The sequence below is a fragment of the Actinosynnema sp. NPDC004786 genome (assembly GCF_053601135.1).
Window position 1 is genome coordinate 1 of record NZ_JBSGBG010000041.1, and the last position, 25,912, is coordinate 25,912.

The following is a 25,912-nucleotide window of genomic DNA, read 5'->3' on the forward strand; positions in this document are numbered from 1 at the left end:
GTGGCCACGGACGTGGGCCAGCGCCCCCCCCCCCGCCGGGCGCCCCGCGCGACACCGGGTCCGGTCGTTCGTCCACGGCTCCGGCAGGCACGGCCCCCGGGCCCGATCCTCACCGCCCGGCCAGCAGTTCGGCCTCCTCCGCCGCCGACAGGCCGGCCTGCCGCTCGCGATCGACGCCGAGGGCGCGTTCGTGGTCCAGCGCGGCCAGGGCCGTCTCGGCGACCGGCCGGCAGCGCAGGCCGGCGGCCCGCGCCGGGCCGGTGTCGCGGTCGACCACGCCCACGTAACCGTCGGGCAACCACAGCGGCAGCGATCGGGGGCCCTGCCAGGGCAGCACACCCGCCGCGGCGAGTTCTTCCGGCGGCACCGGGACGCGTTCCAGGTCGGCGGCGCCGACCGCGGCCGCGATCTCGTCCAGCACCGCGCCCAGGGTGGTGGGAGGGCCGCAGGCGTCGAACGTGCCGGTGATCCCCTGCTCGCCCGCGAGCACGATCCACTCGGCGAGGTCGCGGACGTCGATGAGTTGGCACGGTTGGTCGGGCGCGTCGGGCACCACCGCGCGCCCGCCGCGGGCGAACCTGGCCGGCCAGTAGCCGAACCGGTCGGCCTCGTCGCCCGGACCGCAGACCAGACCGGGGCGCACCACCAGCGCGCGGTCCCCGACCGCCTCCACGACCGCCTGCTCCGAGGCCACCTTGATCGCCCCGTAGGCGCCGACGTCCCCCGGGTCCGTCGGGTCGGTGTAGCGCGGTTCCACCACCGGGTCGTCCACGCCGCCGCCACCGCGTGACAGGTCGGCGTAGACGCTCATCGTCGAGACGAACGTCCAGTGCCCGGCCGTCTCCCCCAGCTCGGCCAACGCCTCCCGCACCCACCGGTAGGAGATGAAGGCCACGTCGACCACGGCGTCGAACCGCTCACCGCGCAGTGGCGCCAACGCGTCCTCGGTGTCGCGGTCCACCTTCACCAACCGGGCGCCTTCGGGGACCGTCCCGGACTCCCCCCGCGCGGCGCAGACCACTTCGTGTCCCCGCACCACCGCGGCGGCGGCCACCGCCCGGGACAGGAACCGGGTGCCGCCCAGCACCAACCAACGCCCCATCGGAATCCTCCCACCCGCGCCGGACCAGCGCGGACGTCGATGATCGGTCCCGGCCGGCGCCGGATGATCAACGCTATCAGGTAGCCGGCTGCCTCGAACCGGTCCGAGAGCGGGCCCGCGCACCTCTCAGGTCGACATCCCCGCCGGCCGGCACCGGCTCACCGCGGCGGCGTTCAGCGGCACGGCCCGGAGCCGGGGGACCGCCCCGGTGGACGGTCCCCCGCTGCCGGTCAGTGGTGGTAGGCGTGGACGACGGCGTGCCCGCGGCCGCGGGCGATGAGCCACTTGTTCACCGGCACGGTGATCACGAACGCGACCGCGAAGGCCAACGCCAGCGCGCCCCAGAACAACCCGGTCGCCAGACCGGCGTCCATCGCGCCGGGGACCACGAGCATCACGCCGTTGTCCACGACCTCCATGACGATGATCGACACGGTGTCGGCGGCCAGTGCCACCTTCAGCGCCTGCCGGAACCCGACCCCGGCCTTGAGCACACCGCGCATGGTCAGCGCGTAGCCGAAGACGAACGCCAGGGCGACGGCCAGCACGATCGTCGCCACCGCGCCCCACCCGAGGGCCGTGCCGATCACCATGCCCAGCACCTCGCCGATGGCGCAGCCGGTGAGGCAGTGCAGCGTCGCCGACGCCGCCATCCCCCAGCCGACTCCCCCGCCGTGCCCGTGGTGACCCTCGTGACCGTGCTCGTGCCGCATCTCGACTCCTCAACCGATCCGTATACCCCTGGGGGGTACCGAGGAGACACTAGCACGGTGGCGCCGGCTGTCCACCAGGCTGTGCGGCCGACCACAACCGACCGCGGTCCGCCGCACCCGTGCAGGTCACCCCACGTGGATGCCGGGACGGCGGTCGCGGTCCGGCTCGTGGCTGCGGATGATCTCGCGGACCACGGGCGCGGTGTCGCCCTGGCCGAGCAGCAGGTAGCGCAGGAGGTGGCCGAGCGGGTTGCCCTCGCTCCACTCGAAGTGGCAGTGCGGGCGGACGCCGGTGGCGTCGCGCAGGGCGAGCAGGATCGCGGCGATCGCGTTGGGCACGGCCGGGCTGTCGGCGCGCAGCACGCGGTGCCCCCCGACGTCCACCCCGCGCACCCGCAGCACGTCGCTGAACTCCGACGGGTCCACCACGTCGATCTCCAGGAACAGCACGTCGGCCGTGCCGGGCACCGGGTTCAGGCCGCGCTGCTGGCTCTCCTTGGCCCGGTACTCGGCGGCGTCCCCGGCCTGGCGGCGGTTGGAGATCAGGGTCAGCGAGCCGTCGTGGGCGATCGACTCGGTGACGAACCGGCGGGCGTTGTCGTCGAACTCGATGTGCGTGACGCGCAGCTCGGTGGTGCGGGCGACCCGCGACACCAGCGAGACGGCGATGATGCCGAGGATGAAGAAGAACGAGATGGTGATGCCGTCCGGCTTCTCGACGACGTTGTCGACCAGCGCGTAGAGCAGCACGAGCGTGAGGGCGGTGAAGCCGACCGCCTGCCGGCGCTGGCCCCGGCGGGCGGCGGAGATCACCACGGCGACCGTCGCGGACACCATCATGGCGAGGATGCCGGTGGCGTAGGCGCCGGCCTGGGCGTTGACGTCGGCGTGGAAGATGATCGTGACCAGGACGCAGACGGCGGTGTAGACGAGCACCACCGGCCGCACGGCGCGGGTCCAGTCCGGGGCCATGCCGTAGGCGGGCAGGTAGCGGGGCACGATGTTGATCAGGCCGGCCATCGCGGACGCGCCCGCGAACCACAGGATCAGGATGCTGCCGATGTCGTAGGCCGTGCCGAACCACTGCCCCAGCAGCTCGTGCGCCAGGTAGGCCAGGGCCCGGCCGTTGGCCTCGCCGCCGGGGCGGAACGCCTCGGCGGGCACCAGGACCGTGGTGACGAAGCTGGTCGCGACCAGGTACCCGGACATGATCAGCGCCGCGGCGGTGAGCAGCTTGCGCGTGTTGCGGACCCGGCTCGCCAGCCGCTGCCCGGGGGTGTCGCCGGACGAGGAGATCAGCGGCATCATGCTCACCCCGGTCTCGAACCCGGACAACCCGAGCACGAGCAGCGGGAACGCCAGCACCGCCGGGCCGACCACGTCGGTGATCCCGCCGCCGGAGGTCAGCGCGTCCAGCCACCGGTGCAGCGCCGCGGGCTCGGCCCACAGCTCGACCACGCCCGCGCCCACGACGACGGCGTTGAGCAGCAGGAACACCGCCACCAGCGGGATGGCGACGCCGACGGCCTCGCTGAACCCGAGCAGGAACACCCCGCCCAGCACCAGCAGCAGGACGACCGTGACGAGCACTTCGTGGCCGTGCAGGGCGGCCGGGCTGATCGGGTTCTCGACCAGGTGCACCGTGGCGTCCGCCGAGGACAGGGTGATGGTGATGATCCACGACGTGGCCACGAACCCGAGCAGCACGAGCACGAACAGCTTGCCCCGCCAGAACGGCAGCAGCTTCTCCAGCATCGCCACCGAACCCTGCCCGTGCGGGCTCTCCGCGGCCACCCGCCGGTACATCGGCAGCATGCCGAACAGGGTCAGCGCCACGATGAGCAACGTCGCCAGGGGTGAGACCGCCCCGGCGGCCAACGCCGCGATGCCGGGCAGGTAGGACAGGGTGGAGAAGTAGTCCACCCCGGTCAGGCACATCACCTTCCACCACGCGTGCGGCTCCTCGTGGCTCGCGGCGGTGACCGGTCCCTCGGGGGCCACCTGGTGCCGGAGCAGCCACCGCCCCAGCCGGGACGACGGCGCCGGCGGGCGGACCGGGCTGTCCAGCCGGGCCGGGAGTTCCTGGGCGTCCATGGCGCCACGGTCACACATCCGGGGAGGGCGCCGCGGCGCACCGGGAGCCCCTTTACGCGCCCTTAGCGCCTGCCGGGCCGCCGCGAGGTCCGCGAGTTCACCGTTTCGGGGGACACGCGACCACCGCCGGTCAGGGACCGGGCTTCGACGCCTTCAGCCCGAACATCAGGGGGATCCGGGGCTCGTCGGCGGGCAGTGCCCACCAGCCGCTGTCCGTGCGGGTCATCCGCGCCCAGCGCGGCCACGGCAGCAGCTCGCTCTCGGTGAGGCCGTCGATCCGCAGCCCGGCCCCCACCAGCGCGGTGACCAGCTCGCCGAGCGAGTGCATCCACTCGTAGGCGACCGTGGCTCCGGTCAACGGCGGTCCGTCGGTGTAGGTGTGCGTCGAGTCCCGCTCGATCGCGCCGCGCCCTTCGAGGTAGTCCTGGCGCAGCGCCAACGCCGTCCCCTCGTCGGGACGCGGCTCGAGGCCCAAGGCGAACAGCAGCGGGTGGAACTCGGCGACGTAGACGAACCCCCCGGGCTTGAGCAGCCCGGCCACCTCCGCCGCCCACCGTGGCAGGTCCGGCAGGTAGCACAACGCGCCCTTGCCGGTGTAGACGACGTCGAACCGCCCGGCGCCGAGGTGCTGCACCGCGTCGTGGACGTCGGCGTGCACGTACTCGACCTCCACGCCGTGCGCGGCGGCGATCCGCCGGGCCTCCACCACCGCGGCGGCCGAGAAGTCCAGCCCGGTCACCCGGCCGCCCCGCCGCGCCAGCGCGATCGTCTCGACGCCGAGGTGGCACTGCAGGTGCGCCACCTCGCGGCCGGACAGGTCGCCGAGGGCCGCCCACTCGAACGGCGCGAACCAGCCTTCGGGGTCGCGCCGCCCGACGCCGTAGAACTCGCTCGCCACGTGCACCGGCGTGCGCGCGTCCCAGTTCGCCCGGTTCGCCCGCACCATCCGCCCGACCTCGGCATCGAAGCCCACGACCGACACCTACCAGTGCGCCCGGCCCCTGTCGACCGATGGGTTCGGACGGGTTCTCGGCCGGCGTGTATCCAGCGCCGGGTCCGCCGCCTCTTGTCTGGTGTCGCGGGTTCCGGTTGGGGAGCCGGGCCCGCGGCAAGGGGGGACAGCGCACCACCCGCCTCTCGGGGGGCGGGTGGGTCGCGCGTGATCTGAGTTGCCGGGGGGCAAATCTCATGACCGAACTCATCAGCACGTCCGCGCCCGTGGCCGAGGGGCCCGCGTTCGGGCTCACGAAGTTCCTCGACCCGTTGCGGGTGCCGCCGGTGATCCGGCCGCACTCGTGGTGGCACCAGGACGCGCTCACCGTCACCATGGTCCGCACGGCCGTGCGCCTGCACTCGCAGTTGCCGCCCACGGCCGTGTGGGCCTACGACGGGCACTTCCCGGGCCCGACCATCGAGGTGCGCAGCGGCCGGCGGTTGCGGGTAACGTGGACCAACGAGATCGAGGGGAAGATCCCGCTGGTGGCGGTGCGTGCGCCGCTCGCCTCCGGGCCGCAGAACAGCCCGGGTTTCCGCGCGGCCGACGGCTCGCTGCCCGAGGGCGTGGCGCTGGTGGAGGGGGTGTCCGACCTGCCGTCGTGGACGGTGGTGCACCTGCACGGCGCCCTCACCGGCGGCGGCAACGACGGGTGGGCGCACAACGCGGTGCTCAAGGAGGCCGCGCAGCTCGCGGAGTACCCGAACCGGCAGCAGGCCACCACGCTCTGGTACCACGACCACGCCATGGCGATCACCCGCTTCACCGTGCACGCGGGCCTGGTGGGCATGTACCTGGTCCGGGACGAGGAGGAGGACGCGCTCGGCCTGCCCTCGGGCGAGCACGAGGTGCCGCTGCTGATCACCGACCGCAACCTCGACACCGACGCGGACGGCGCGCTCACCGGGCAGCTGCTCTACAAGGTGCCCTACCTGACGACGCCGGCGGGCCAGGTGCTGCACCTGCCGTTCAGCGGACCGTTCACGCTGGTCAACGGGGTGATCTGGCCGCACCTGGACGTGGAGGCCCGCTGGTACCGGTTCCGGCTGCTCAACGCCTCGAACTCGCGCACCTACCAGCTGCGCCTGGTCGACGACGGGACGGAGGAGCCGCTGGACGACGCGGTGCGCCAGATCGGCACCGACGGCGGCCTGCTGCCCGCGCCCGCCGAGCTGCCGGACGAGGGTCTGGTGGTCGCCCCGGCCGAGCGGGCCGACCTGCTGGTCGACTTCTCGCGGCTGCGCGGCCGGCGCGTGCGGCTGACCAACGTGCACCCGACGGCGGCGCCGGAGCCGGCCGTCATGCAGTTCCGCGTGGAGGACCGCGACCGGCACGACCGCTTCCGGCTGCCCGCGAAGCTGTCGACGTCCTACGTGCGGCTGCACCACGGCACCACGGTCCCGGAGGACCACGACCACGTCTCCGTGGCGCTGGTGCCGCCCGGCACCGGGGGCGAGGGCCACCCGCAGCTGTGGGAGCTGCGGGAGATCACGGACCCGGCGGAGGTCCCCGCCGAGCTGCCCGCGCCCGGGATCATCCAGCTCACCGACCCCAACACCGGTCGGGTGCGGACGTTCGAGCGGGTCGCCAGCCTGTTCGACGACACCACGAGCGTGTTCATCGACCACGGCCGCTGGGCGGTGTGGAACTTCGTGCACCTGGGCGGCCCCGCGCACCCGATGCACGTCCACCTGGCCCAGTTCCAGGCGCTGACCCGCGCCCAGTACCCGAGGGACGCGGCGACCGGGAACGTGCCGGGCTTCGACGTGGCCACCGGCGGCACGACCGCGCCGCTGCCGGCGCCGGGTCCGGGCCGGCCGCTGGACCCGCGGGAGGAGGGCTGGAAGGACACCTACCTGGTCGGCCCCGGCGAGTGGCTGACCATCGCGGGCCGGTTCGACGGCGCGACGGGCAACTTCATGTACCACTGCCACATCCTCGACCACGAGGACGAGGGCATGATGCGGCCCTTCGTGGTCATGCCCGCCGAGGCCGCGCGCTTCCACGTCCACCGCTTCGGCGGCGGCCACCACCACGGCGAAGCGGCGGGCGACACCCGCAGCCACGGGAACAACGCCCTCTGAACCCGGGACGCCGGCCCGTCCGGGCCGGGGTTCGCCACCACGGCACCAGCACCTCCGCACGCCCCCGGCCGCCTCGAAGCCGGGGCTCACCACCACGGCGACGCGGTCGGCGACACCCGCGACCGCGGGGACAGCGCCCTTCGAGCCCGCATCGCCTGCCGAAGCCGCCCCGGGACCGCGATCCGGTCCCGGGGCGGCGTGGTGCTCAGGCGACCGCGGTCGCCGCCGCGGCCAGGACGCGGGCGAGTTCGACCGGCCGGGTGAGCATCGGCCAGTGGCCGGAGTCCAGGTCGGCGTAGTCCACGTGCTTCGCGCGCGCCAGTTCGGGCACGTCGCCGGCGTCGATCCACGCCTTCGCCCGGGCCGGCGTGTACTCGGGGCACACGAGCAGGACGGGCACGTCGAAGCGGCGCTCGTCGGTCAGGCGCACCACCCCTCTCGCAACCCCCTCGGGCACGGGGATCGCGGCGGCCGCGAAGGCGCGCTTGGCGTCGTCGTCCAGGTCGGCGGAGTCCGGTCCGTCGAACGGCTCCCAGCCCGGGAACGGCATCACGCCGTCCACCACGTCGAAGAAGTCGGCGTACGGCCGGCCGTCGCCGGTCGGGAAGCCGCCGACGAGCACCGTCCCGGCGACCCGGTCCGGCCGCGCGTCGGCCGCCAGCCAGGCCAGCGTGGACGCGGCGGAGTGCCCCACCACGAGCACCCGGTCGGGTGACGCGTCCACGGCGGCGAGCACGGCGGCGACCTGGTCGTCCAGGGTCGCGGAGCGGGCGCCGTCCCCCTGTCCGGGCAGGGCGAGCGGCACGGGGCGGTGGCCGAGCGCTGCCAGGGCGGGCACGACGTCGTCCCAGGCGGTCCGGTCGAGCCACAGGCCGGCGATGAGCAGGATGTCCACGATCAGGTCTTCTTCCCTCGGATCCGTTCGGTGCGCAGCACGGTAGGCCCGGATCCGGACGATCCGCTTCCGGTACGACGTGGCGCGGCTCATCGGACCGCGTCGGGGGCGGCTGGTATGGTGTCGGGCGGAAAACCGTTCGTGAGGAGACCCGACGTGGCAGGTGAAGACGACATCTCCGGGTGAGCCCCGGATGTGACGGGCCGCCGGCGCTTGGCCGCCGTGGCCGTCTTCTGTCGTCCACCTTCTCCCTCAGGGCACCACTGTGCCCGCGTCACGCCCGAGGTCCCCACCGATGTCCAGTCGCATCGTCGTTTCCGGCCTGTCCTTCTCCTGGCCCGACGACACGCCCGTGTTCGACGGGCTGTCCTTCACCGTCCCGTCCGGCCGCACCGGGCTCGTCGCGCCCAACGGGTCCGGGAAGTCCACCCTCCTCAAGCTGATCGCCGGTGAGCTGCGCCCGTCGGCGGGCAGCGTCGCGGTCGACGGCGTCCTCGGCTACCTGCCGCAAGACCTGCCGCTCACCGGCGAACCGACCGTGGCCGAGGTGCTCGGGATCGCGCCGGTCCTGCGCGCGCTGGCCGCCGTCGAGTCCGGCGACGTGGACGAGGAGCACTTCACCGCGATCGGCGCCGACTGGGACGTCGAGGAGCGCACCCGGGCCCAGTTGGACCGGCTCGGGCTCGGCGACCTCGCCCTCGACCGCCGCCTGCACACGCTCAGCGGCGGCCAGGTGGTCTCCCTGGGCCTCGCCGCCCAGCTGCTCAAGCGGCCGGACGTGCTGCTGCTGGACGAGCCGACCAACAACCTCGACCTGAACGCCCGCCACCGGCTCCACGACGTGCTGGACGACTGGGCCGGCTGCCTCCTCGTGGTGAGCCACGACCGGGCGCTGCTGGACCGGGTGGACCGCATCGCGGAGATCGAGGGCGGCGAGATCCGCTACCACGGCGGGAACTTCACCGACTACGAGCAGGCGGTCGAGGCCGAGCGGGAGGTGGCCGAGAAGAACGTCCGCAACGTCGAGCAGGAGCTGAGGCGGGAGAAGCGGGAGATGCAGCAGGCCCGCGAACGGGCCGCGCGCCGGGCGGGCAACGCGGCGCGCAACCTCGGCAACGCGGGGCTGCCCCGGATCTTCGCCGGGACCATGAAGCGCAACGCGCAGGAGTCGGCGGGCAAGGCGAGCGGGACGCACGCGGCCCGCGTCGACGCGGCCAAGGCCAGGCTGGACGAGGCCGAGAAGGCGCTGCGCAACGAGCAGGCGATCGCGGTGGAGCTGCCGCAGACCGCCGTGCCCGCCGGGCGGACGCTCTTCCTGGGCGAACGGCTGCGCGCCGGGCACGGCGAGCGGGAGCTGTTCGCGGGCGAGGGCGTGGACCTGGCGATCCGCGGCCCGGAGCGGATCGCGCTCACCGGGCCCAACGGCGTCGGCAAGTCCACCCTGCTGCGGATCGTCCACGGCGACCTGGAACCGCGCGGCGGCGAGGTCAAGCGGGCCGACGGCCGGATCGCCTACCTGTCGCAGCGCCTGGACCTGCTCGACGGCGACCGCACGGTGGCCGAGAACCTGGCCGCGTTCGCCCCGGCGATGCCGCCGGCCGAGCGGATGAACCTGCTGGCGCGGTTCCTGTTCCGGGGCGCGCGGGCGCACCTCCCGGTCGGCGTTCTCTCCGGGGGCGAACGGCTGCGCGCCACGCTGGCGTGCGTCCTGTTCGGCGAGCCCGCGCCGCAACTGCTGCTGCTGGACGAGCCCACGAACAACCTCGACCTGGTCAGCGCCGGGCAGTTGGAACGCGCGCTCAACGCCTACCAGGGCGCGTTCGTGGTCGTCAGCCACGACGAGCGGTTCCTCGCCCGGATCGGGATCACCCGGCGGCTGCGGCTCGACGGCGGCCGGCTGCTGGACGCGCCCGAGCCCACCGCGGCCGGCTGAACCGGGGGCGGACGTGGTGCAAGCGGCATTGCGCGCGCACGACCTCGTGCGCGTCCTGGGTGGTCGGCGGGTCCTCGACGGGGTCTCGCTCACCGCCTCGCCGGGCCGTCGGATCGGCCTGATCGGCGAGAACGGCGTCGGGAAGTCCACGCTGCTGCGGGTGCTCGCAGGGGTGGACCGGCCCGACCGCGGGCACGTCGAGCGGCCGCCGGACCTCGGCTACCTGCGCCAGGAACTGGCGTTCGACCCGCGGGCCGCGGTCGCCGACGTGCTGGACGACGCGTTGGCGGACGCGCGGGAAGCCCTCGCGGAGCTGGACCGGCTCGCCGGTCTGCTCGCCGCGTCGCCGGACGACCCGGACCTGCTCGCCGGGTACGCCGAGCGGCTGGACCAAGCGCAGCGGCAGGAGGCGTGGGACGCCGACCGGCGGGCCGACGTGGTGCTCACCGGCCTCGGCCTGGGCGACGTCGGGCGCGACCGCGCGCTCGCGTCGCTCTCGGGCGGCCAACGCGCGCGGTTGGCGTTGGCGGCGTTGGTGGTCCGCAGGCCGTCCGCGTTGCTGCTGGACGAGCCCACCAACCACCTGGACGACGACGCGGCGGGTTTCCTGGAGGAGCAGTTGCGCGGCCTGCCGGGGACCGTGGTGGTGGCGAGCCACGACCGGGCGTTCCTCGACGCGGTGTGCACGGACGTGATCGACCTCGACCCCGCGCCGGGCGGTCCGGTGCGCTACGGCGGCAACTACAGCGCGTACCTGGCGGAGAAACGCGCGCAACGGGCCCGGTGGCAGGAGCGCCACGCCGCGGAACAGGAACAGCTCGCCGCCCTGCGGGAGGCGCTCGGCGTGACGACGCGCCGGGTCGCGCCGGACCGGGGCCCGCGCGACAACGAGAAGATGGGCTACGGGCACCGGGCGGGTCGCGTGCAGAACCAGATCGCGCGCCGCGTCCGCAACACCGCGCGGCGACTGGCGGAGCTGGAGCGCCGACAGGTCCCCCCGCCGCCGACCCCGCTGCGCTTCCGCCCGGACGCGCCGGCGGAGCAGGCGGCCGGCGAGGTGGTGGTGTCGCTGCGGGACGTCCGCGTGCCCGGCCGGCTGGCCGTGGACCACCTCGACGTGCCCGCCGCGGGCCGGCTGCTCGTCACCGGACCGAACGGCGCGGGCAAGTCCACCCTGCTGCTCGTGCTGGCGGGCCTGCTGGACCCGCCGGGCGTGCGGCGACGCCCCGACCTGCGGGTCGGCCTCCTGGCCCAGGACACGCGCTTCGACCACCCGGACCGCACCGCGCGGGCCACCTACGAGTCCGCCCTGGGTCCGGCCCGCGCCGCGGCCGTGCCGCTGCGGTCGCTCGGGCTGCTGTCCGAGTGGGACGCCGACAGGCCGGTCGGCGAGCTGTCGGTGGGCCAGCGGCGCCGCCTGGCGCTGGCCCTGGTGGTGGCCGACCCGCCGGAACTGCTGCTGCTGGACGAACCGACCAACCACCTGTCCCCGGCGTTGTGCGACGAGCTGGAGGACGCCCTGGGCCCCGGCCCCGGCTCCGTCGTCCTGGCCGGGCACGACCGCCGGCTGCGCGCGCGGTGGCGCGGCACGGAGTTCCGCGTCGACCCGGTGGGGTGAGCGGCGCTACGCGGGCTCCGCCGACCGGTCGGTGGGCGGAGCGCCGCGCGACCGCAGGGTGCAGGCGGCGCAGGCGGCCGTGCCCGCGGCGGCGGCCCCGAACAGCACCCGGTAGTGGAGGAGTTCGACCAGGACCGCGCCGAGCGGGATGGCCAGGGTCGACGGGATGAACGAGGCGGTGAACGCGGCGCTGCCGGTGCGGCCCTGCAGGTCGTGCGGGGTGGTGCGCTGGATCAGGGTGGTGGCGCCGATCAGCAGCCACGGCAGGCCGAAACCGCGCAGCGCCGCGCCGGCCAGGATCACCCACACCGACGGCGGCAGGGCGGTCAGCAGGCACCCGGTCGCGGCGACCAGCATGCCGGCGCCCACCAGGCCCACCTCGCCCCGGCGGCGCATCAGGGCCGGCGCGACCAGGCCGCCCAGCACGGAACCGAGGCCCTGCGCGGTCACCACGACGCCGACGAACTCCGGCGACCGGCCGAGGCCGAACTCGACCACGGCGTAGGCGTAGGAGGTCAGCAGGCCGCCGAAACCGAACACCACCGCCGAGCCGACGACCAGCCGGCGCAGCGGCGCCACCGTGACGATCCGGTCGATCCCGGCGCGCAGCTCGCGCCACCAGTGCTTGCGGGCGGTGGTGGTGACGGGCGGTTCCCGGAAGGTCATCAACGACAGCGCCAGCGCCGCCGCCAGGAACGTGACCGCGTCGAGCACGGCCACCGCCGGACCGCCGAAGGCCGCGTAGATCGCCGCGCCGGCCGCCGGGCCGAGCAGCTTGAACCCCTCCGACAACGTCAGCCGAGCGCTGTTGTAGCCGCCGAGGTGCTCCTCGGGGACGAGCGTGGACATCAGCGCCGGTTCGGCGGCCCCGATCAGCGCGTAGACGACCCCGTAGACCGTCATCACCGCGAAGACGACCCACACCAGCCCGGCGCGGTCCACCGCGAGCAGCGGCAACAACGCCACCGCCGCGCCGACGTTGACGATCACGAGCAGCCGGCGTCGCGGCATGCGGTCGGCCGCCAGGGCGAACACCGGCCCGATCAACGACGGCGCCCAGATGCAGAAGTTCACCATGCCGGCCGCGCCGTCGCTGCCGGTGAGGTCCTTGACCCAGATGCCGGCGACCACGAGGAACACCGAGTCGCCGAACAGCGACAGCGTCAACCCGATCACGTAGAGCCGGATGTCGCGCACCCGCAACGCGGCCCACGCGCTGGTGATCGGCATGGCGGTCAGACCCCGGCGCGGGCGCGGTCGGCCTCGAACGCCGTCGCCCACTCCTGCGGCACGACGTAGCCGGGCGCCGTCGCCGCGTCGCAGGTCGTCCAGGGCGCGGACCAGGTCGTTCCCGAGGTCGACCGGCCGATCATGGCACCGCCGGTGAACGCCACCGCCGCACCCGGCGCCCCGCCGGGCAAATGGTCAACCGCCGTGACGAGGGGCTCCGCTCCCGACCGAACCCGACCACGTCCTCCAACCGCACGAGGTCAATCTAACGCGCCACGACCGCGGCCGGGCCGGAAGCAGGATCAGTCCACAGTGGACCCCTCGCGGCCGTCGTCGCGCCACGCGCTGCCGTTCGCGCCCGGTGGCCGGTAGGACGACGCGGTCGGCCCGTCGAACATCACCACCAGCCCGTCCGGGTGGTACGTCGGACCACCGTCCTCGGTCAGCTCACCGAGCGCGATCACCACGTGCTTCGCGGAGTCGACCCCAAGGCGCAGGGACCACAGGCTCTCCGGGCAGTCCTTCTCCGAGACCTGCCACATCAGGTGCAGGTCGGTGATCACCCCGCCGAGGAGGTCCTGCCACTGCGGGGACCGGCTCGCCGGCACGACGATCCGGTAGTCCGACGACTCGGGGACCGACGAAGGCTCGACGGAGAGCCCTTCGACCAGGTCGTCGCGGTCCCACTCGATCGAGAACACCCCGGTGGACAGGTGCAGGACCACCGCGATGTCGATCCCGTGCACGTCGTCGGACGGCAACGAGGTGAGCCCCCCGTGCACCGTCTGAAGGTAGTAGGCCCCCACGATCTCCGCGCCGATGAACTCGGCGCGGAGCCGGTCGATCCGGTCCGTGGACGATCGCAGGATCAGCGTCGGGTTCATCCGGGGTACCTGAACGAGCCGAAGAACTGGAAGTTCCCGTCCACGTCGAACACGGCGCCCCACCCGTTGGGCATGATGATCCTCGTGCCCCCGGGGAAGATGCCGCCGGTCACGACCTCCTCCACGCCCCTCGGGTGAAGCGTGATCTCGTCCAACAGCTTCTGACCTGCCAAGTCGAGGTCGTCCTTCCTGCCTCCGACCCTCGGGAGGAAGCGCTTGGAGCTCACCTGGTTCGGGTCGAGCTGGTGCTTGTCGTACTCCAACCCGGCGTGGCTGCCCCCCGACTTCCCGCCGCGGGCCGGCCGGATGCCGCTGGCGGCCATGGCGCTGCGCTTGTCGAGGTCGGGCCCGCAGTTGTGGACGAGGACCGGGGTGTCGCCGGCGAGCACATAGTACGTGCTGATGCCGCTGACCGTGAGGTTGTGGACCTGTGCGACGAGGGGCCACGCACGGGTGGACAGCATGGTGTGCGTCGTGCCGTCCGGGGACGTGAGCAGGTCTCCCGCCACCACATCCCCGGCGTCCACCCACCGACCCCGGTCGTCGACCCAGATCGGGTGGTTGTCGGTGGCCGTGATGGTGGCGGTGCGGTCGCCGTCCGGGCCGTCGAGGTCGACCGTGAGGTCGACCAGCGCCTTGCGCCCCTGCCCGACGATGGTGGCGGTGACGGTGCGCGGACCGCTCTCGCCGGTTCCCGGGTCGGTGGCGACGACCTCTTCACCGACCTCCACCTCGCTGATCGCCTTGGTGCTGCCGTCGGCCATGAGCACTTCGGTGTCACCGGTGAAGCTGTTGAAGCACCGCGCTCGCGCCGCGCGGGCCGCGCCGAACGACAGGCTGCCCAGCAGCGCGTCCTGCATCTGCAGGACGTACTCCTCCTGGGCGTTCTCGCTGTCGCACGCCTGCGGGTTGTCGACGCAGTACATCGCCGCGATCGACTTCGCCGTGGCGACGTCGCCGCCGTTCTGCAGGTAGATCCACGCTTCCTGGCAACCGCGACGGCCGAAGCAGGCGTAGTGCCCGTCGCCCATGCTGTTGTTCCAGAAGCCCTGGTGCTGCGGGCTCGTGAACGCGGACCACTTCCAGATCAGCTCGTTCGCGTCATCCGTGGCAGGCGAGTTCTTCGCCGTCCACTGCTTCACCTGCTCCTGCACCTGGGCGCGCCGGTCGACGCGCTGCTCGTACACCACCGGGTTGTGGGCGTTGCTGTTGTCGTCGTTGCGGGCGCCGCAGCCCACGCCGTCCGGGCCGCACTGCCGGATCATCCCGGTCGGGTCGCTCAACGTGATCGGCGAGTTGTTGCTGTAGGCGTAGCCGTTCCACTGCTGCGGGTCGGCGGAGTCCATCAGCGGGTCGACGGAGAGGAACCGGCCCAGTGCCGGGTCGTACTGGCGTGCGCCCAGGTGGACCAGGCCGGTGGCGGCGTCGTTCGTGCCGCCGACGAAGCCGCGCTCGCCCGGGAACGTCACCAGGTTGCCGCGCGAGCCGCCGAACGGCAGTTGGTGGCGACGCGTGACCGTCATGGTCGAGCGGTTCACCGCGAGCTGCGTCGTGCCCTGGTGGTCGGACGCGAGCCAGGACACGTTCGTCTTGCCCTCGCGCATGGCGACCACGCGCCCGCCGAACGAGTAGTACCTGGTCGACGTGGGCGTGGTGGCACCCTTGGCCAGCCGCAGCTCCTGGTCGCCCAGGTACAGCGTGGTGGCGTCGCCGTCACGGCGGATCAGCCGCGTGCCGTCGGCGGCGTACAGGAACTCCGACACCTTGCCGGCCGCGGTGACCTTGACGAGCTTGCCCTCGACGTCCCACTCCAGCACCTGGCCGGGGCGGGAGGTGGTGTTGCCGAGGGCGTCGTAGCCGTACTGGTCCAGGGTCGTGCCGCCGGGGGCCTCCGTCTTCACCGACGACACCGCGTGGGGGCGGGGCGTGCCGGCCGCCGGGTAGTCGTAGGTGCGGGTGACGTTGCCGGACGCGGCGTGCTGCACCTCGACGCGCCGGTTGCCCGCCGCGTCGTAGGTGTACGAGTGCCAGTACGGCGCCGGACCGGTCAGCGACGACGTGGCCGGCGCGGTGTCGCAGCCGCCGGACGGGGTCCACGCCTCGGTCAGCCGCTGGACGTGGTCGTAGGCGAAGCACTGGCGGTCGACCGGTCGGCCGATCGTGGCGTCCGTGACGGACGTGATCGAGCCGGCCGGGTTCCGGGTGTAGCGCAGGTCGGCCTGCATGGGCGAGGCGACCTCGGCGTCCACGATGACGCGCTCCACCCGCCGGGCGTGCTGCTCATAGTACTGCGAGTGCCACATCCGCTTGCCGGCGTCGCCGAGCTGCAACCGGTACGGCTCACCGTAGCGGGTGTACTTGGCGTCGGTGACCAGCCTCTCCGTGCCGGAGCCGCTGAGCCCGCCGCTCGACATGATCGGCCGGCCGAGGTCGTCGTAGGTGTACAGCACCGTCTCCGACGCCAGGCCCGCCATCGCGCCGTACGCCACGCCGGCCGGTGAGCCGTCCGGCTTGTAGGTGAACTCCGTGCGGTAGGTGCCCTTGAGCGCCCCTTCCACGGCGGGGATGACGACCTCGGCCTGGATCGGCTGGTACAGCCCGGTGTAGGCGCGCACCACGGTGGTGTACGCGTTGCCGTTGACGTAGCGGGTGGAGGACTCCGGCTGCCCGAGCCCGTACAGCGCGGTGTCGTAGGTGAACTCCTCCAGCAGCGTCGAGCCGGAGTGCACGGTCTTGCGGCGGTGCAACGCGTCGTAGCCGTACCTCAGCGTGGTGCCGCGGGCGTCGGTGACCGTCTCCAGCCGGCCGAGCGCGTCGTAGGTCATGGTGGACGGGCCCTTGTCCACGTCCTCGGAGCCGGTCTGGCGGCCCTGGAGGTCGTAGGTCCACCGCCAGGTGTTGCCCGCCTCGTCGGTGGTGGAAGCCAGTTGACCGGCCTTGGTGTAGCCGTAGCGGGCGGTGTCGTGCGCGCCCATGGCGGTCGCGCCGCGGTACTGCCACAGCTCGGTGGTCTGGCCGCGGGCGTCGGTGATCGTGGTGGTCGGCGTGCCGCCCTGCGGCGGGACGACGTCGACGCGGTCGCCGCCGTAGGAGGTGGTGGTCCGCCACAGCTCCTGGCCGCCGCCCTGGAAGATCGACGCGATCGGACGGCCGGCGCCGTCGTACCGCGCCCGCGTCAGGCCGGGCACGCCTACCTCCGACGGCACGACGAGCCGCTGGTCGACGGGCTGGGCGTTGAAGAACGGCTGCGTGGTCCGCGTGACGCGGCCCTGCGAGTCGTAGCGCGTGTCCACGATCAGCCGCCCGCCCTCGGTGGGCGACTGCGCCTGCCGGACCCGGTACTGCCCGTCGTAGAGCGTGGTGCTGGTCAGGTAGTTGCCGTTCGGCCCGACCGAGCTGGTCGTCACGGAGCTGGGGGCGTCGTTGCGGATGTCGTAGGCGATGGTCGTGCTGGGCTCGTCCGGGTAGTCCTCGCGCCACCGGTTGGCCTGCCACACCCGCACCGTCCGCCCGAGCGGGTCGAGGTCGGCCTCCACCACGTTCTCGTTGGCGTCCACCGCCTTGGTCTGCACGCCCCAGGCGGGTTCGACGGTGGTGGTGCCGCTGTGGCCGAGCGCGTTGGTGGTGACGACCTCGGTCGCCGCGCCGCCCGTGGCGGGCACGTACGCGGTGGTCGTGGTGTTGTCCGCGGCGTCCTTGACCGTCAGCGGGCGGCCGTAGACGTCGTAGGTGGTCTTGGTCTTGACCACGAACCGCGGCCCGGACGCCGGTCGCTGGTCGAGCGCCTCGACCTGGGTCGCGTTGCCGTCGGCGTCGTAGGTGGTGCGGGCGCCGGACAACGCGTCGGCCGGGTACGTCGGCGTGGCCGTGCAGGCCACCGCGACCGTCTCCACCTGCGTCGGGTAGGACCACATCCACCGGCCCTGGTCGGCCGTGTAGCTCGTGCGGGTGCAGCGGTCGTCGTCGGACCGGTCCACGTCGCCCAGGTCGTTGACCACGTGCGGCTGGCCGTGGTCGTCGTACGAGGTCGCGACCTCGGTCTTGCGCCACCCGCCGGCGCGCAGGGCGGTGTGGGTGGTGGTGGAGCCGCGCGCGACGAAGTACGCCTTGATCTCGCCGCGGGTCGCCGTCGGTCCGGCCCAGACCGGCGTGGTGATCTCCTTGCCGACGACGCCGTCGCCGGTGCCGTCGTGGGTGACCGACTCGAAGCGGAAGCCGGCGAGCCAGTCGTGGTCCTCGTGGGAGGCGCCCTCGGTGTCGGTGACGGTCGCCGCGCGCGTGCCGCCGGGCAGGTGGTCACCGTGCATGCCCCGGTAGAAGCGCTGCTCGGTCATGGTGACCGGCCCGCTGGTCTCGGCTGCCACGCCGGTCCGGGTGCGGACCCGGCCGTACCCGCGGAACTCGTTCCAGGTGCGCTTGTCGTCCTCGGTGAACTCGGAGCGGTCGTAGCGCCAGCCCGCGCCGTCGAAGTACTCGTAGGACACGACCTGCTCGGCGCTCGCGGCCATGCGGTCGGAGGTGGTGATCGACTCGACCACGTACTTGTGGAAGTGGTCGGTGCGCTCGGCGTAGTCCTTCCTGGTCCAGGTCACCGGGTAGCAGCGCAGCGTGTTGTGCTCGGCCGCGCCGGGCATGGAGGTGCCGGGCACGCAGTCCGGCGGCGCGTACTTGACGGTGGTCACGCCGCCCGCCTCGGAGATCACTCCGGTGACGCGGTAGCGGTTGAGCGGCCCGATGCCGGTCGGGGTGTCCACCCGGTTGGGCATGGCGGCGCCCTCGAACGTCACCTCGGGCAGCGACAGCTCACCGCCGACCAGGCCGGTGTGCGTGATGCCCTTGAGCCACAGGGCCGCGTTGTACTCCTCGTCCGCCTTGGGGTACTCGTGCCGCAGCGTCCACCGGTCCACGTCGCTCCAGGCGGCGCCGCGGCGGACCTGCGTGGTGATGGTGGCCAGCCGCTTGGTCGACCAGAACGTCGGCGAGTGCCGGTCCGCGCACGTGCCGGTGTCGCACCGCCGGTCCAGCGGCACGTCGGGCCAGTTCTCCGGCCGGTCGAGCGCGCACGTGGACCCCGGCACGCAGCGGTCCGCCAGGCCGAACTCCACCCGGCCGGTCGCCGGGTCGGTCAGGTCCTCGTGCAGGCCGTACTCGACCCGCTTGAGCGTGCCCGCGCGGACGTAGGACGCCGCCGCGTCCGCCATGTTGCGGCCGTAGTTGTTGGTCTCGGTCTCGTAGCTGTAGAGGATGACGTTGCCGCGCGCGTCGACGACCTTGTCCAGGTTCCACCGCCACGCCTGGTCGCACGAGGAGGCGGCGAACGTCGAGGCGTGGCACGGCTCGCCGGCGTCGTCGCCGAACACCGGCACCGTCCAGGTCGACCTGGCGTCGGTCCGCGACCCGAAGAAGAACTGCGTGCCGTCGACGGAGGTGATCTTCCACGACTCGCCGTCGTTGTCGCCGTTGCCGTTGACCGTGACCCGCTCCACGCGGGACCGGTTGTCGGACTTGAGCCGCCACCCGCCGGTGGCGTCGTCGCGGACCAGCGGACCACCGCCGCCGGGGTAGGAGGCGATGGCGTTGTCGCTGCGCCAGCACAGGTCGCCGGTCTCGGGCGGCGTCGTGCCGCCCTCGTCGTCCTGGGCGCAGCCGCCGTAGACCCGCTCGATGAACCCGGCCGACAGGTCCCAGCCGTCGCCCACCCAGGACGGCTGGTTGTTGGTCGCGCTGGTCAGGCCGTCCACCGCCGACGACCGGTAGGACAGCGCGAGCGAGGGCGTGAACCCGCCCGGCGAGGGCGGCACGCGCAGCGGGTAGGACCACGTGAAGTCACCGCTCTGCGCGGAGACGCCCCAGGTGGCCGACGCCGCCAGCGGGGTGGCGGCGAACGACCCGCCGCCGTCCTTGGCGGCGCCCGCCGGTGGCTGGTCGTTCTTCAACGCCCGGGTGGTCGCCTCGTCCGTCGGCCGCGATGCCATCGTCGCGTTGGTGACCGGCACCGAGGCGACGTCCGACGCGTCCACCGACGGTCCGGTGGCCGCCAGGGCGGGCTGCGCCACGCCGGTGGCGGTGGACAGGGCGAGCACCACGGTCAGGGCCCTGGTCAGGGCGCGTCTGGCCGATCGCATGCTTCCTCCTGGGTGAACCCGGTCAGGCGGCGGGGAAGGTCGGGGTGGTGGTGTTGGGCGGGCTCGCCAGCACGTAGCCGAGCCGTTGCTGGACCTGCTGGCCGTCGCACGTGGCGGTCGAGTCGAACCGGTTGGCGGTCCCGCTCTGCAGGCACCGGCTGAGCGGCAGGCTGCTCACGCCGGGCGGTGGCGCGGTCCAGATCCGGCCGAGGTTCGAGACCTTCGTCCCGCCCTCGCAGGCCGGGTCCAGCGAGCTGAACACGTCCGTGCCGGTGCGGCACGCGTACAGCGCGACCGTGTTCGGCTCGGCCTCGGTGGTGACCCAGCCGAGGACGCCCTCGTAGCGGTAGCCCGGGGTCACGCCCTGCACGCTGCTCCAGTGGTCCCAGGGGATCATCGTGGCGATGTAGCGGGTCAGCGGCGCGTAGGCGAGCACGTAACCCAGCAGCTGCTCCTTGGTCTGGCCCTCGCATGTGGTGGACAGCGAGTCGAAGCGGTCGCCGGCGACCACGCACCGGTGCAGCGGGGCGGTCGGCACGTTCGTCGGCTTGACCGCGTACACGCGGCCGATGTCGGCGACCTTCGTCGCGCCCTCGCAGTCGGCCTGCGCGGAGGTGAACAGGTCGGTCCCGGAGTCGCAGGCGTACAGCGGCCGGGTGTTCGGGTGGCTCGCTGGCACGGGCATGCCGAGCGTGCCCTCGTACCGGTACCCGGCGGGCGGGGCGGTGTCGGTGCTGCCGGTGTGGTGCTTGCCGGCCTGGTCGACGTACCGGCCGAGCTGCCCCTTCGCCGGCGCGGCGTAGGTGCCCCGCACCAGGAGCTTGTCGTCGGGCACGATGCCCGCCTCGATGCGCGCCTCGTCGATCAGCCCGGCGAACTGGTCGGCCACGCCGCCCTTGGCCTTGGCGCGCCCGATGCCCAGCGCGCCGTCGGCGGCCCACAGCCGGGCGTCCACGACACCGGCCTGCTTGCCGTCGACGTACAGCCGCAGCTGCCCGGCGGTGTGGTCGTAGACACCGGCGAGGTGGGTCCACTCCCACAGCCGCGCGGGTTCGGCGGACGACGCCTGGACCAGCGGCGCGTTGTCGGCGTCCTGGCCCGGTGCGGCGAACACCCACCGGCGGGACTCGGGCCGGTACTGCAGCACGAACCCGCTGACGCGCGTGCCGTCCTGGCTCAGCACGGTGTACGTCCGGTCGTCGCGCTCCAGCCGGGCCCACGCGCTGACGGTGAAGCTGTCGCGGGTGTTGACGCCGCTGTAGGCGGTGGACGCGGACGAGCCGCCCTCCAGCTTGAGCGCGTTGCCGATCACGCCCGGCACGTACGACACGCCGTTGTGGAACGTGAGGGCGTTGTTGCGCCAGGTGCTGTCCCGGCCGTCGTTGTCGTCGAACCGCCACAGCCCGAAGTCGTTGAGCACGACGTCGTCGTGGACCTCGGCGACCTCGCCGTCGGTGAGCGCCCTGCCGAACACGCGCACGTCGTCGATGCCGCGCGGGAAGTAGCCGGTCTTGACGCCGTTCTGCTTGTGCCGGCCGACGGTGAACGGGCCGGTGGCGTCCCAGCCGACCACGCCGGTGCGCACCGCGACGAGCACGCCGCCGACGTAGAGCCGCAGGTGCCTGCGGGTGGGGTCGGCGTCGTACACCGCGGCCACGTGCGTCCACTTCGCCGCCGGCGCCACGTCGACGGACTCCAGCAGCACGGTGGTCGGGTTGTCCTGGTCCGCCGAGGTCATGGTCACGGCCCACTTGCGGGACGCGGCGCGGTACTGCAGCGAGAACGCGCTGGCCCGGGTGCCCTCCTGGGCGAGCACGGCGCGGTCGCCCGACGGGTCGCCGTCCAGGTACACCCACGCCGCGACCGAGAAGCTCCGGTCGGTGCGGACGACCGGCCCGGCGGTCTCGCCGGAGGCGGTGCTGCCGTCGAGCCACGCGCCGCCACCGGTGCGCCCGCCGATCCAGCCGGAGGCGCCGGTGAAGGTGAGGGTGCGGCCCTGGCCGGAGCTGTCGGCCGCGGTCGCGCCGGACTTCTCCTCCATCTTCCAGTGGGCGCGGTCGGCCGCCGGGAGCTGCGCGGCGGGCTGGTCCGCGGTCGGGTAGGACGCGTAGAGGGCGAACACGCCCTCGTCGGGCAGCGACCCGGTGAGCACCCGGACGTCGTCCACCCGGCCCGTCCACGGCTCGGCCGGGACGCCAGCCAGCCTGCCGCGGCCGAGCTGCACGCCGCCGCCGGCCTGCCAGGTCGACCGCACCGCGCCCTCGCCGACCCGGTTGCCGTTGACGAACAGCAGCACCCGCCCGGCCGACCGGTCGTAGACGCCGACCAGGTGCACCCACACGTCGGCCCCGAAGTCGGACGACTCGGCCGACACCGCGGCCACGGTGACGCGGGTGGTGTCGGTGTCGGTCTCCGGCATCTCGAACAGCCAGTTGCCGTACGGGTGGTCGCGGTCCTTGACGAACCCGAGCCGGAACTTGCTGTTGCGGTCGCCGTCCTGGCTCACCGCGACCCGCTTGCACCGCGTGGTCGGGCACTGGTTGCTCGTGAGCTGCACCCACGCCGAGACGGTGAAGTCCTGGTCGGTGCGCGGCACCGCGGTGGTGGACACGGCGTCGTCCACGCCGTCGAAGGCGACCGCGTTGCCCAACCGGCCGGGCGCGTAGGCCGCGCCGCCGGTCAGCGTGCCGGTGCCCGCGCCGACGGAGTCGCCCGCGCTCTGGCCGGCGCCCTCGTCGAACTGCCACTTGTGCACGAGGTTGAGGTCGCGCCCGGCCTTCGCGGATCTCGTCGGCGAACAGCAGCCTGCCGTGCACCTCCACGTCGTCGACCGCGCCGGGGAAGAAGTCCACCGCCGAGCCGTTCCACTGCGCCTGGCCGACCTTGAAGGCGCCCGCCGCGTAATCCCACGCGTTGGAGTGGGTGGCGGTCGCCGCCTGCTCGCCGTTGACGTAGAGCGCCATGCGGTCGTGCCCGGCGTCGTAGGTGGCGACGAGGTGCGCCCAGATGCCGAGCTGTGCCATCGGGCCGATGGCGCGGTCGTGCCGCGCGCCGCCGCCGGGCTCGTCCGCGGCGAACATCGCGAAGGCCCAGTGGCCGTCGGGCATCGCCTGGAGCTGGAACGCGCTGGTGGACCGGCCGTCCTGGGACAGCACGGCCGGGTGGCCGCCGACCTGGTCGAGCCGCACCCACGCGCTGACCGAGAAGTCGCGCGAGGTGTTCACGGCGTGCGCGCCGCTGAGCGCCGACGCGCGGGTGCCCTTGAGCCGGGCGGCCAGGTCGGCCGGGTCGGAGACGTCGCTCTGCCCGGTGACCCAGTCCACCTCGGCGCCCGGGGTGAGGTCCCCGGCGCCGCCGGAGCCGTCCACGCCGGTGCCGTCGAGCCGCCACCGCCGGTCGGGCCGGGCGTCGCGGGTGACGATCGCGCGGACCTCGTCGGCGGCCAGGGCGCGGCTGTGCACGCGCACCTCGTCCAGGTCGCCGTGCAGGAACTCCGCGTCGGCGCCCGCCACTTTGGCGCGGCCCAGGGCGAACGGACCGTCGGCGTCCCACGGCGGTTGCGCGGCGGCCGCGCTGACGACCGGGTCCTGGCCGTTGACGTACAGCGTCGCCTTCCTGGTGGCCGAGTCGAACACGCCCGTCAGGTGGGTGGGCGTGCCGGCCACCGCCGACCCGGCGGCGCTGCGCGCGACCGCGTCCCAGCCGCTGCCGTCCTGCCTCATCACGCCGAACGCCCAGCGCCCCTCGTGCTGCTGGAGCACGAACCCGCTGTGGTCCGGGCCGTCCTGCGACAGCACGGTGTCCGGACCGTCGAGGTCGGCGAGCACCACGGAGGCCGACACGGTGAAGCTCTTGTCCGGGCGGATCGCGGGACCCTCGGTGGCCGCGTGGCCGCTGACGCCGTCCAGCCGCAGCACGCGGTCGACCACCACGTCGCCGTCGACCTGCCGCGCCGCGAACTCCGCTCCCCCGGTCGCCGTCGCGGCCGCGCCGGACGGCACGGAGTTGGCGGCGACCGTCCCGGCCGCCTCCTCGAAGCGCCAGTGCGCGACCTGCACGCCGTCGCGACGCACCTCGGCGCGCACCTCGTCCTCGGTCAGGGCGCGGTCGTGCACGGACCTCGTCCAGCGCGCCGACCCACTCCTTGCCCGGCACGCCGGCGCCCAGCGACTGGCCGATGCGCAGCACGCCGGTGGCGTTCCAGTTCACCGACCGCGGCACGGTGCCCGCCAGGACGCCGTCGACGTAGAGCCTGAGCTGCCCGGCCGCCGCGTCGTGCACGCCGACCAGGTGGGTCCACACGCCCGGCGTGGGTTCCTCGGTCGAGCGCACGAACGAGTACCCGCTCGACGGCGTCTGGTCGCTGTGCGGCATGACGAACACCCACCGCCGCGAACTGCTCTCGTACTGCAGGCAGAAGCCGCAGATGGCGGTCCCGTCCTGGCTGACGGCGGTGTGCGGCGCGTCGAGGTCGTCCAGCCGCACCCACGCCGAGACCGAGAAGCCCTGGTCGGTGCGCACCGCGGTGGGCGCCTCGGCGTGCCCGGTGCCGTCCAGCGCGAGCGCCGAGCCGACCGCGCCCGGCACGTACGACGTGCCGCCGACCGCGGTGGCGTGCCGGTCGCCCAGGTGGGCGGTGTCGCGGGTGTTGCCCTCCATCGACCACTGCCCGAGCGCGCCGTCGCCGGGGCGCACGTAGAAGTGGTACGTGCGCACGGGACCAGGGTTGCCCGCGCGGTCGTGGCTGCGCACCAGGAGGTCCTGGGGGCCGTCGCCCAGCGGCGTCACCGACACGGTGGCCCGCCCGCCGAGCCTGTCGGCGTCGACCTTGGTCCACGCGCCGTCGGTCAGGGCGTACTCGAACTGGTCGACGTCGGCGTCCTGGGCGGTGAAGGTGAACGTGCCGGGCACCGACACGCCGCCGTGCCAGCGGTTGTCCTCCGGGTAGACCGCGCTCTCGACCCCGGGCTCGTTCTTCGGCTTCTCCCGGTCCACCACGAACTCCTCGGGGAACCCGGCGTCCGGGGACGTCGCGCTCGCGTCCCGGGCGCGGACGTACCAGTGGACCTTCTTGCCGTGGTACGAGGTCAGGTCGACGTCGCGGGTCGCCGTGCCGCCGGAGGGGACCCAGGCGGTCTTGGCGACGTCCTTCGCCCACGTGCCGTCGTCGTTGATCTGGTAGACGTCCCACTCCGGCTGGAGCTGGTCCTCGTCCGGGTCCGTCACCGTGGCCCGCAGGGAGATCGTCGAGTCGCCGACGTAGGGCGTGCCGGCGCACCAGCGGCACGGGCTGGGGTCCGGCCACGTGTGCAGCCCGGTGGGCGCGGCCGGCGTGCCGTTGTACTCCACGACCAGGGTCGTGTCGTTCGGGTTGAACTTGCGCCAGTAGTCCTGGTTGCCCTCGGAGTCCGCGCGGAGGGAGAAGGTCGAGGAGCCGCCGGCGTTGACGCCCGCCAGCGCGTTGAACGAGACGCCCTTCTGGCCCGTGCAGGCGCTGTGCACCGCGCCCACGTCGTAGCGACCGGTCTCACCGCCGTCGCCGGGCTGGTTGTTCCAGTTCGTGTCGGCGTTGATGCCCGAGTTCGCCTTGTGCAGCCGGTGCGTGTGCACGAAGGCGCACCCCGGCGCGTGCACGACGGCGCTGTCCACGCGGGCCTTGGACACCACCTTGCCCGCGAGGAAACCGGTGTCGAACATGAAGTACGAGCGCGTCACCAGGTACGGCGAGGCGTACGCCTGACCGGACCGGGCGGTCGGGTCGACCAGCACCCACGGCTTGTCCTCGGGCGCGGAGTTGGCCCCGTTCCAGTGGGTGCCGTTGCCCATGGCCGCGGTGCCGTCGTAGTACACCGTGGTCCAGCCGGACTTGTGCACGGTGCGCGGGCTGGGGTCGACGTAGACGGGGTAGACCGTCGCGGGGTCGGCCAGCAGGGCCTGGTCCGGCACGACGGTCAGCGAGTCGGCGGTCACCTCGACGCCCACCGGCGCGAGGTCGGTGCGCGGGGCCTCGCCCGCGTGCTCCTGGGCGTCCCACATCTTCGACGGCGGCACGGTGAACACCTCGGCCCCGGCCGCGTCGAGCATGGTCAGGCCGCCGGTGTCGGTGGTCTTCACGGTGAGGCCGCTGGTGCGCAGGCCCAGGCGGATGCGGGCCAGGTCGGGGTTCTTCGCCGCCGCCGCGGTCTTGATCACGAAGAACTGGTCGTAGCCGGTGTCCGCCGCGGCGAGCACCAGGTCCAC

13 protein-coding genes and 2 pseudogenes are annotated in these 25,912 nt (G+C 73.5%); 3 read left to right on the top strand and 12 right to left on the bottom strand.

The annotated features are described in order from the left end of the window. Nucleotides 1-109: 109 nt before the first annotated feature. The 4 genes from ACWEFJ_RS29835 to ACWEFJ_RS29850 all read right to left on the bottom strand — a co-directional run bounded on the left by ACWEFJ_RS29835 (nt 110) and on the right by ACWEFJ_RS29850 (nt 4,882). Entirely contained in the window at nt 110-1,102 is a 993-nt protein-coding gene (locus ACWEFJ_RS29835; RefSeq protein ID WP_449715733.1) for an NAD-dependent epimerase/dehydratase family protein, read from the bottom strand. A 230-nt stretch (nt 1,103-1,332) separates the two neighbouring features. Beyond that, complete coding sequence (locus tag ACWEFJ_RS29840; RefSeq protein WP_449715734.1) at nt 1,333-1,815, bottom strand: DUF4396 domain-containing protein; 483 nt, start codon at nt 1,813-1,815, stop codon at nt 1,333-1,335. Nucleotides 1,816-1,941: 126 nt separating this feature from the next. Next, entirely contained in the window at nt 1,942-3,909 is a 1,968-nt protein-coding gene (locus tag ACWEFJ_RS29845) for an APC family permease (RefSeq protein ID WP_378097772.1), read from the bottom strand. Nucleotides 3,910-4,039: 130 nt separating this feature from the next. Continuing rightward, nucleotides 4,040-4,882, bottom strand: coding sequence for a class I SAM-dependent methyltransferase (locus ACWEFJ_RS29850; RefSeq protein WP_449715735.1), 843 nt, complete (start codon nt 4,880-4,882; stop codon nt 4,040-4,042). Nucleotides 4,883-5,097: 215 nt separating this feature from the next. On the opposite strand from ACWEFJ_RS29850, the gene ACWEFJ_RS29855 reads away from it, so the two are divergent. Then, entirely contained in the window at nt 5,098-6,987 is a 1,890-nt protein-coding gene (locus tag ACWEFJ_RS29855) for a multicopper oxidase family protein (RefSeq protein ID WP_449715736.1), read from the top strand. Between the two features lie 205 nt (nt 6,988-7,192). On the opposite strand, the gene ACWEFJ_RS29860 is transcribed toward ACWEFJ_RS29855, so the two are convergent. Beyond that, nucleotides 7,193-7,882 (bottom strand): alpha/beta fold hydrolase, encoded by a 690-nt coding sequence (locus ACWEFJ_RS29860; protein WP_378090663.1) that lies wholly within the window; start codon nt 7,880-7,882, stop codon nt 7,193-7,195. 295 nt (nt 7,883-8,177) lie between these two features. On the opposite strand from ACWEFJ_RS29860, the gene abc-f reads away from it, so the two are divergent. Next, nucleotides 8,178-9,815: a ribosomal protection-like ABC-F family protein gene (gene abc-f, locus ACWEFJ_RS29865; protein WP_449715737.1), complete on the top strand. Its 1,638-nt coding sequence runs from the start codon at nt 8,178-8,180 to the stop codon at nt 9,813-9,815. 16 nt (nt 9,816-9,831) lie between these two features. Continuing rightward, nucleotides 9,832-11,433: an ABC-F family ATP-binding cassette domain-containing protein gene (locus ACWEFJ_RS29870; RefSeq protein WP_449715778.1), complete on the top strand. Its 1,602-nt coding sequence runs from the start codon at nt 9,832-9,834 to the stop codon at nt 11,431-11,433. A 6-nt stretch (nt 11,434-11,439) separates the two neighbouring features. On the opposite strand, the gene ACWEFJ_RS29875 is transcribed toward ACWEFJ_RS29870, so the two are convergent. From ACWEFJ_RS29875 to ACWEFJ_RS29905, 7 genes and pseudogenes are all read right to left on the bottom strand, one after another. Further along, nucleotides 11,440-12,663, bottom strand: coding sequence for an MFS transporter (locus ACWEFJ_RS29875; RefSeq protein WP_449715738.1), 1,224 nt, complete (start codon nt 12,661-12,663; stop codon nt 11,440-11,442). Nucleotides 12,664-12,668: 5 nt separating this feature from the next. Further along, nucleotides 12,669-12,827, bottom strand: coding sequence for a hypothetical protein (locus tag ACWEFJ_RS29880; protein WP_449715739.1), 159 nt, complete (start codon nt 12,825-12,827; stop codon nt 12,669-12,671). Between the two features lie 138 nt (nt 12,828-12,965). Continuing rightward, nucleotides 12,966-13,547, bottom strand: coding sequence for a hypothetical protein (locus ACWEFJ_RS29885; RefSeq protein WP_449715740.1), 582 nt, complete (start codon nt 13,545-13,547; stop codon nt 12,966-12,968). After that, on the bottom strand, nt 13,544-19,672 hold the full coding sequence (locus ACWEFJ_RS29890) for an RHS repeat-associated core domain-containing protein (protein ID WP_449715741.1): 6,129 nt from the start codon (nt 19,670-19,672) through the stop codon (nt 13,544-13,546). The genes ACWEFJ_RS29885 and ACWEFJ_RS29890 overlap by 4 nt, the downstream gene beginning before the upstream one ends. A gap of 22 nt (nt 19,673-19,694) precedes the next feature. Then, entirely contained in the window at nt 19,695-22,427 is a 2,733-nt protein-coding gene (locus ACWEFJ_RS29895; protein ID WP_449715742.1) for a LamG domain-containing protein, read from the bottom strand. Between the two features lie 88 nt (nt 22,428-22,515). Continuing rightward, nucleotides 22,516-23,787: pseudogene (locus tag ACWEFJ_RS29900) on the bottom strand (LamG domain-containing protein); the annotation flags it as partial. A 7-nt stretch (nt 23,788-23,794) separates the two neighbouring features. Next, nucleotides 23,795-25,756, bottom strand: a pseudogene (locus ACWEFJ_RS29905) (LamG-like jellyroll fold domain-containing protein); the annotation flags it as partial. Nucleotides 25,757-25,912: the final 156 nt, after the last annotated feature.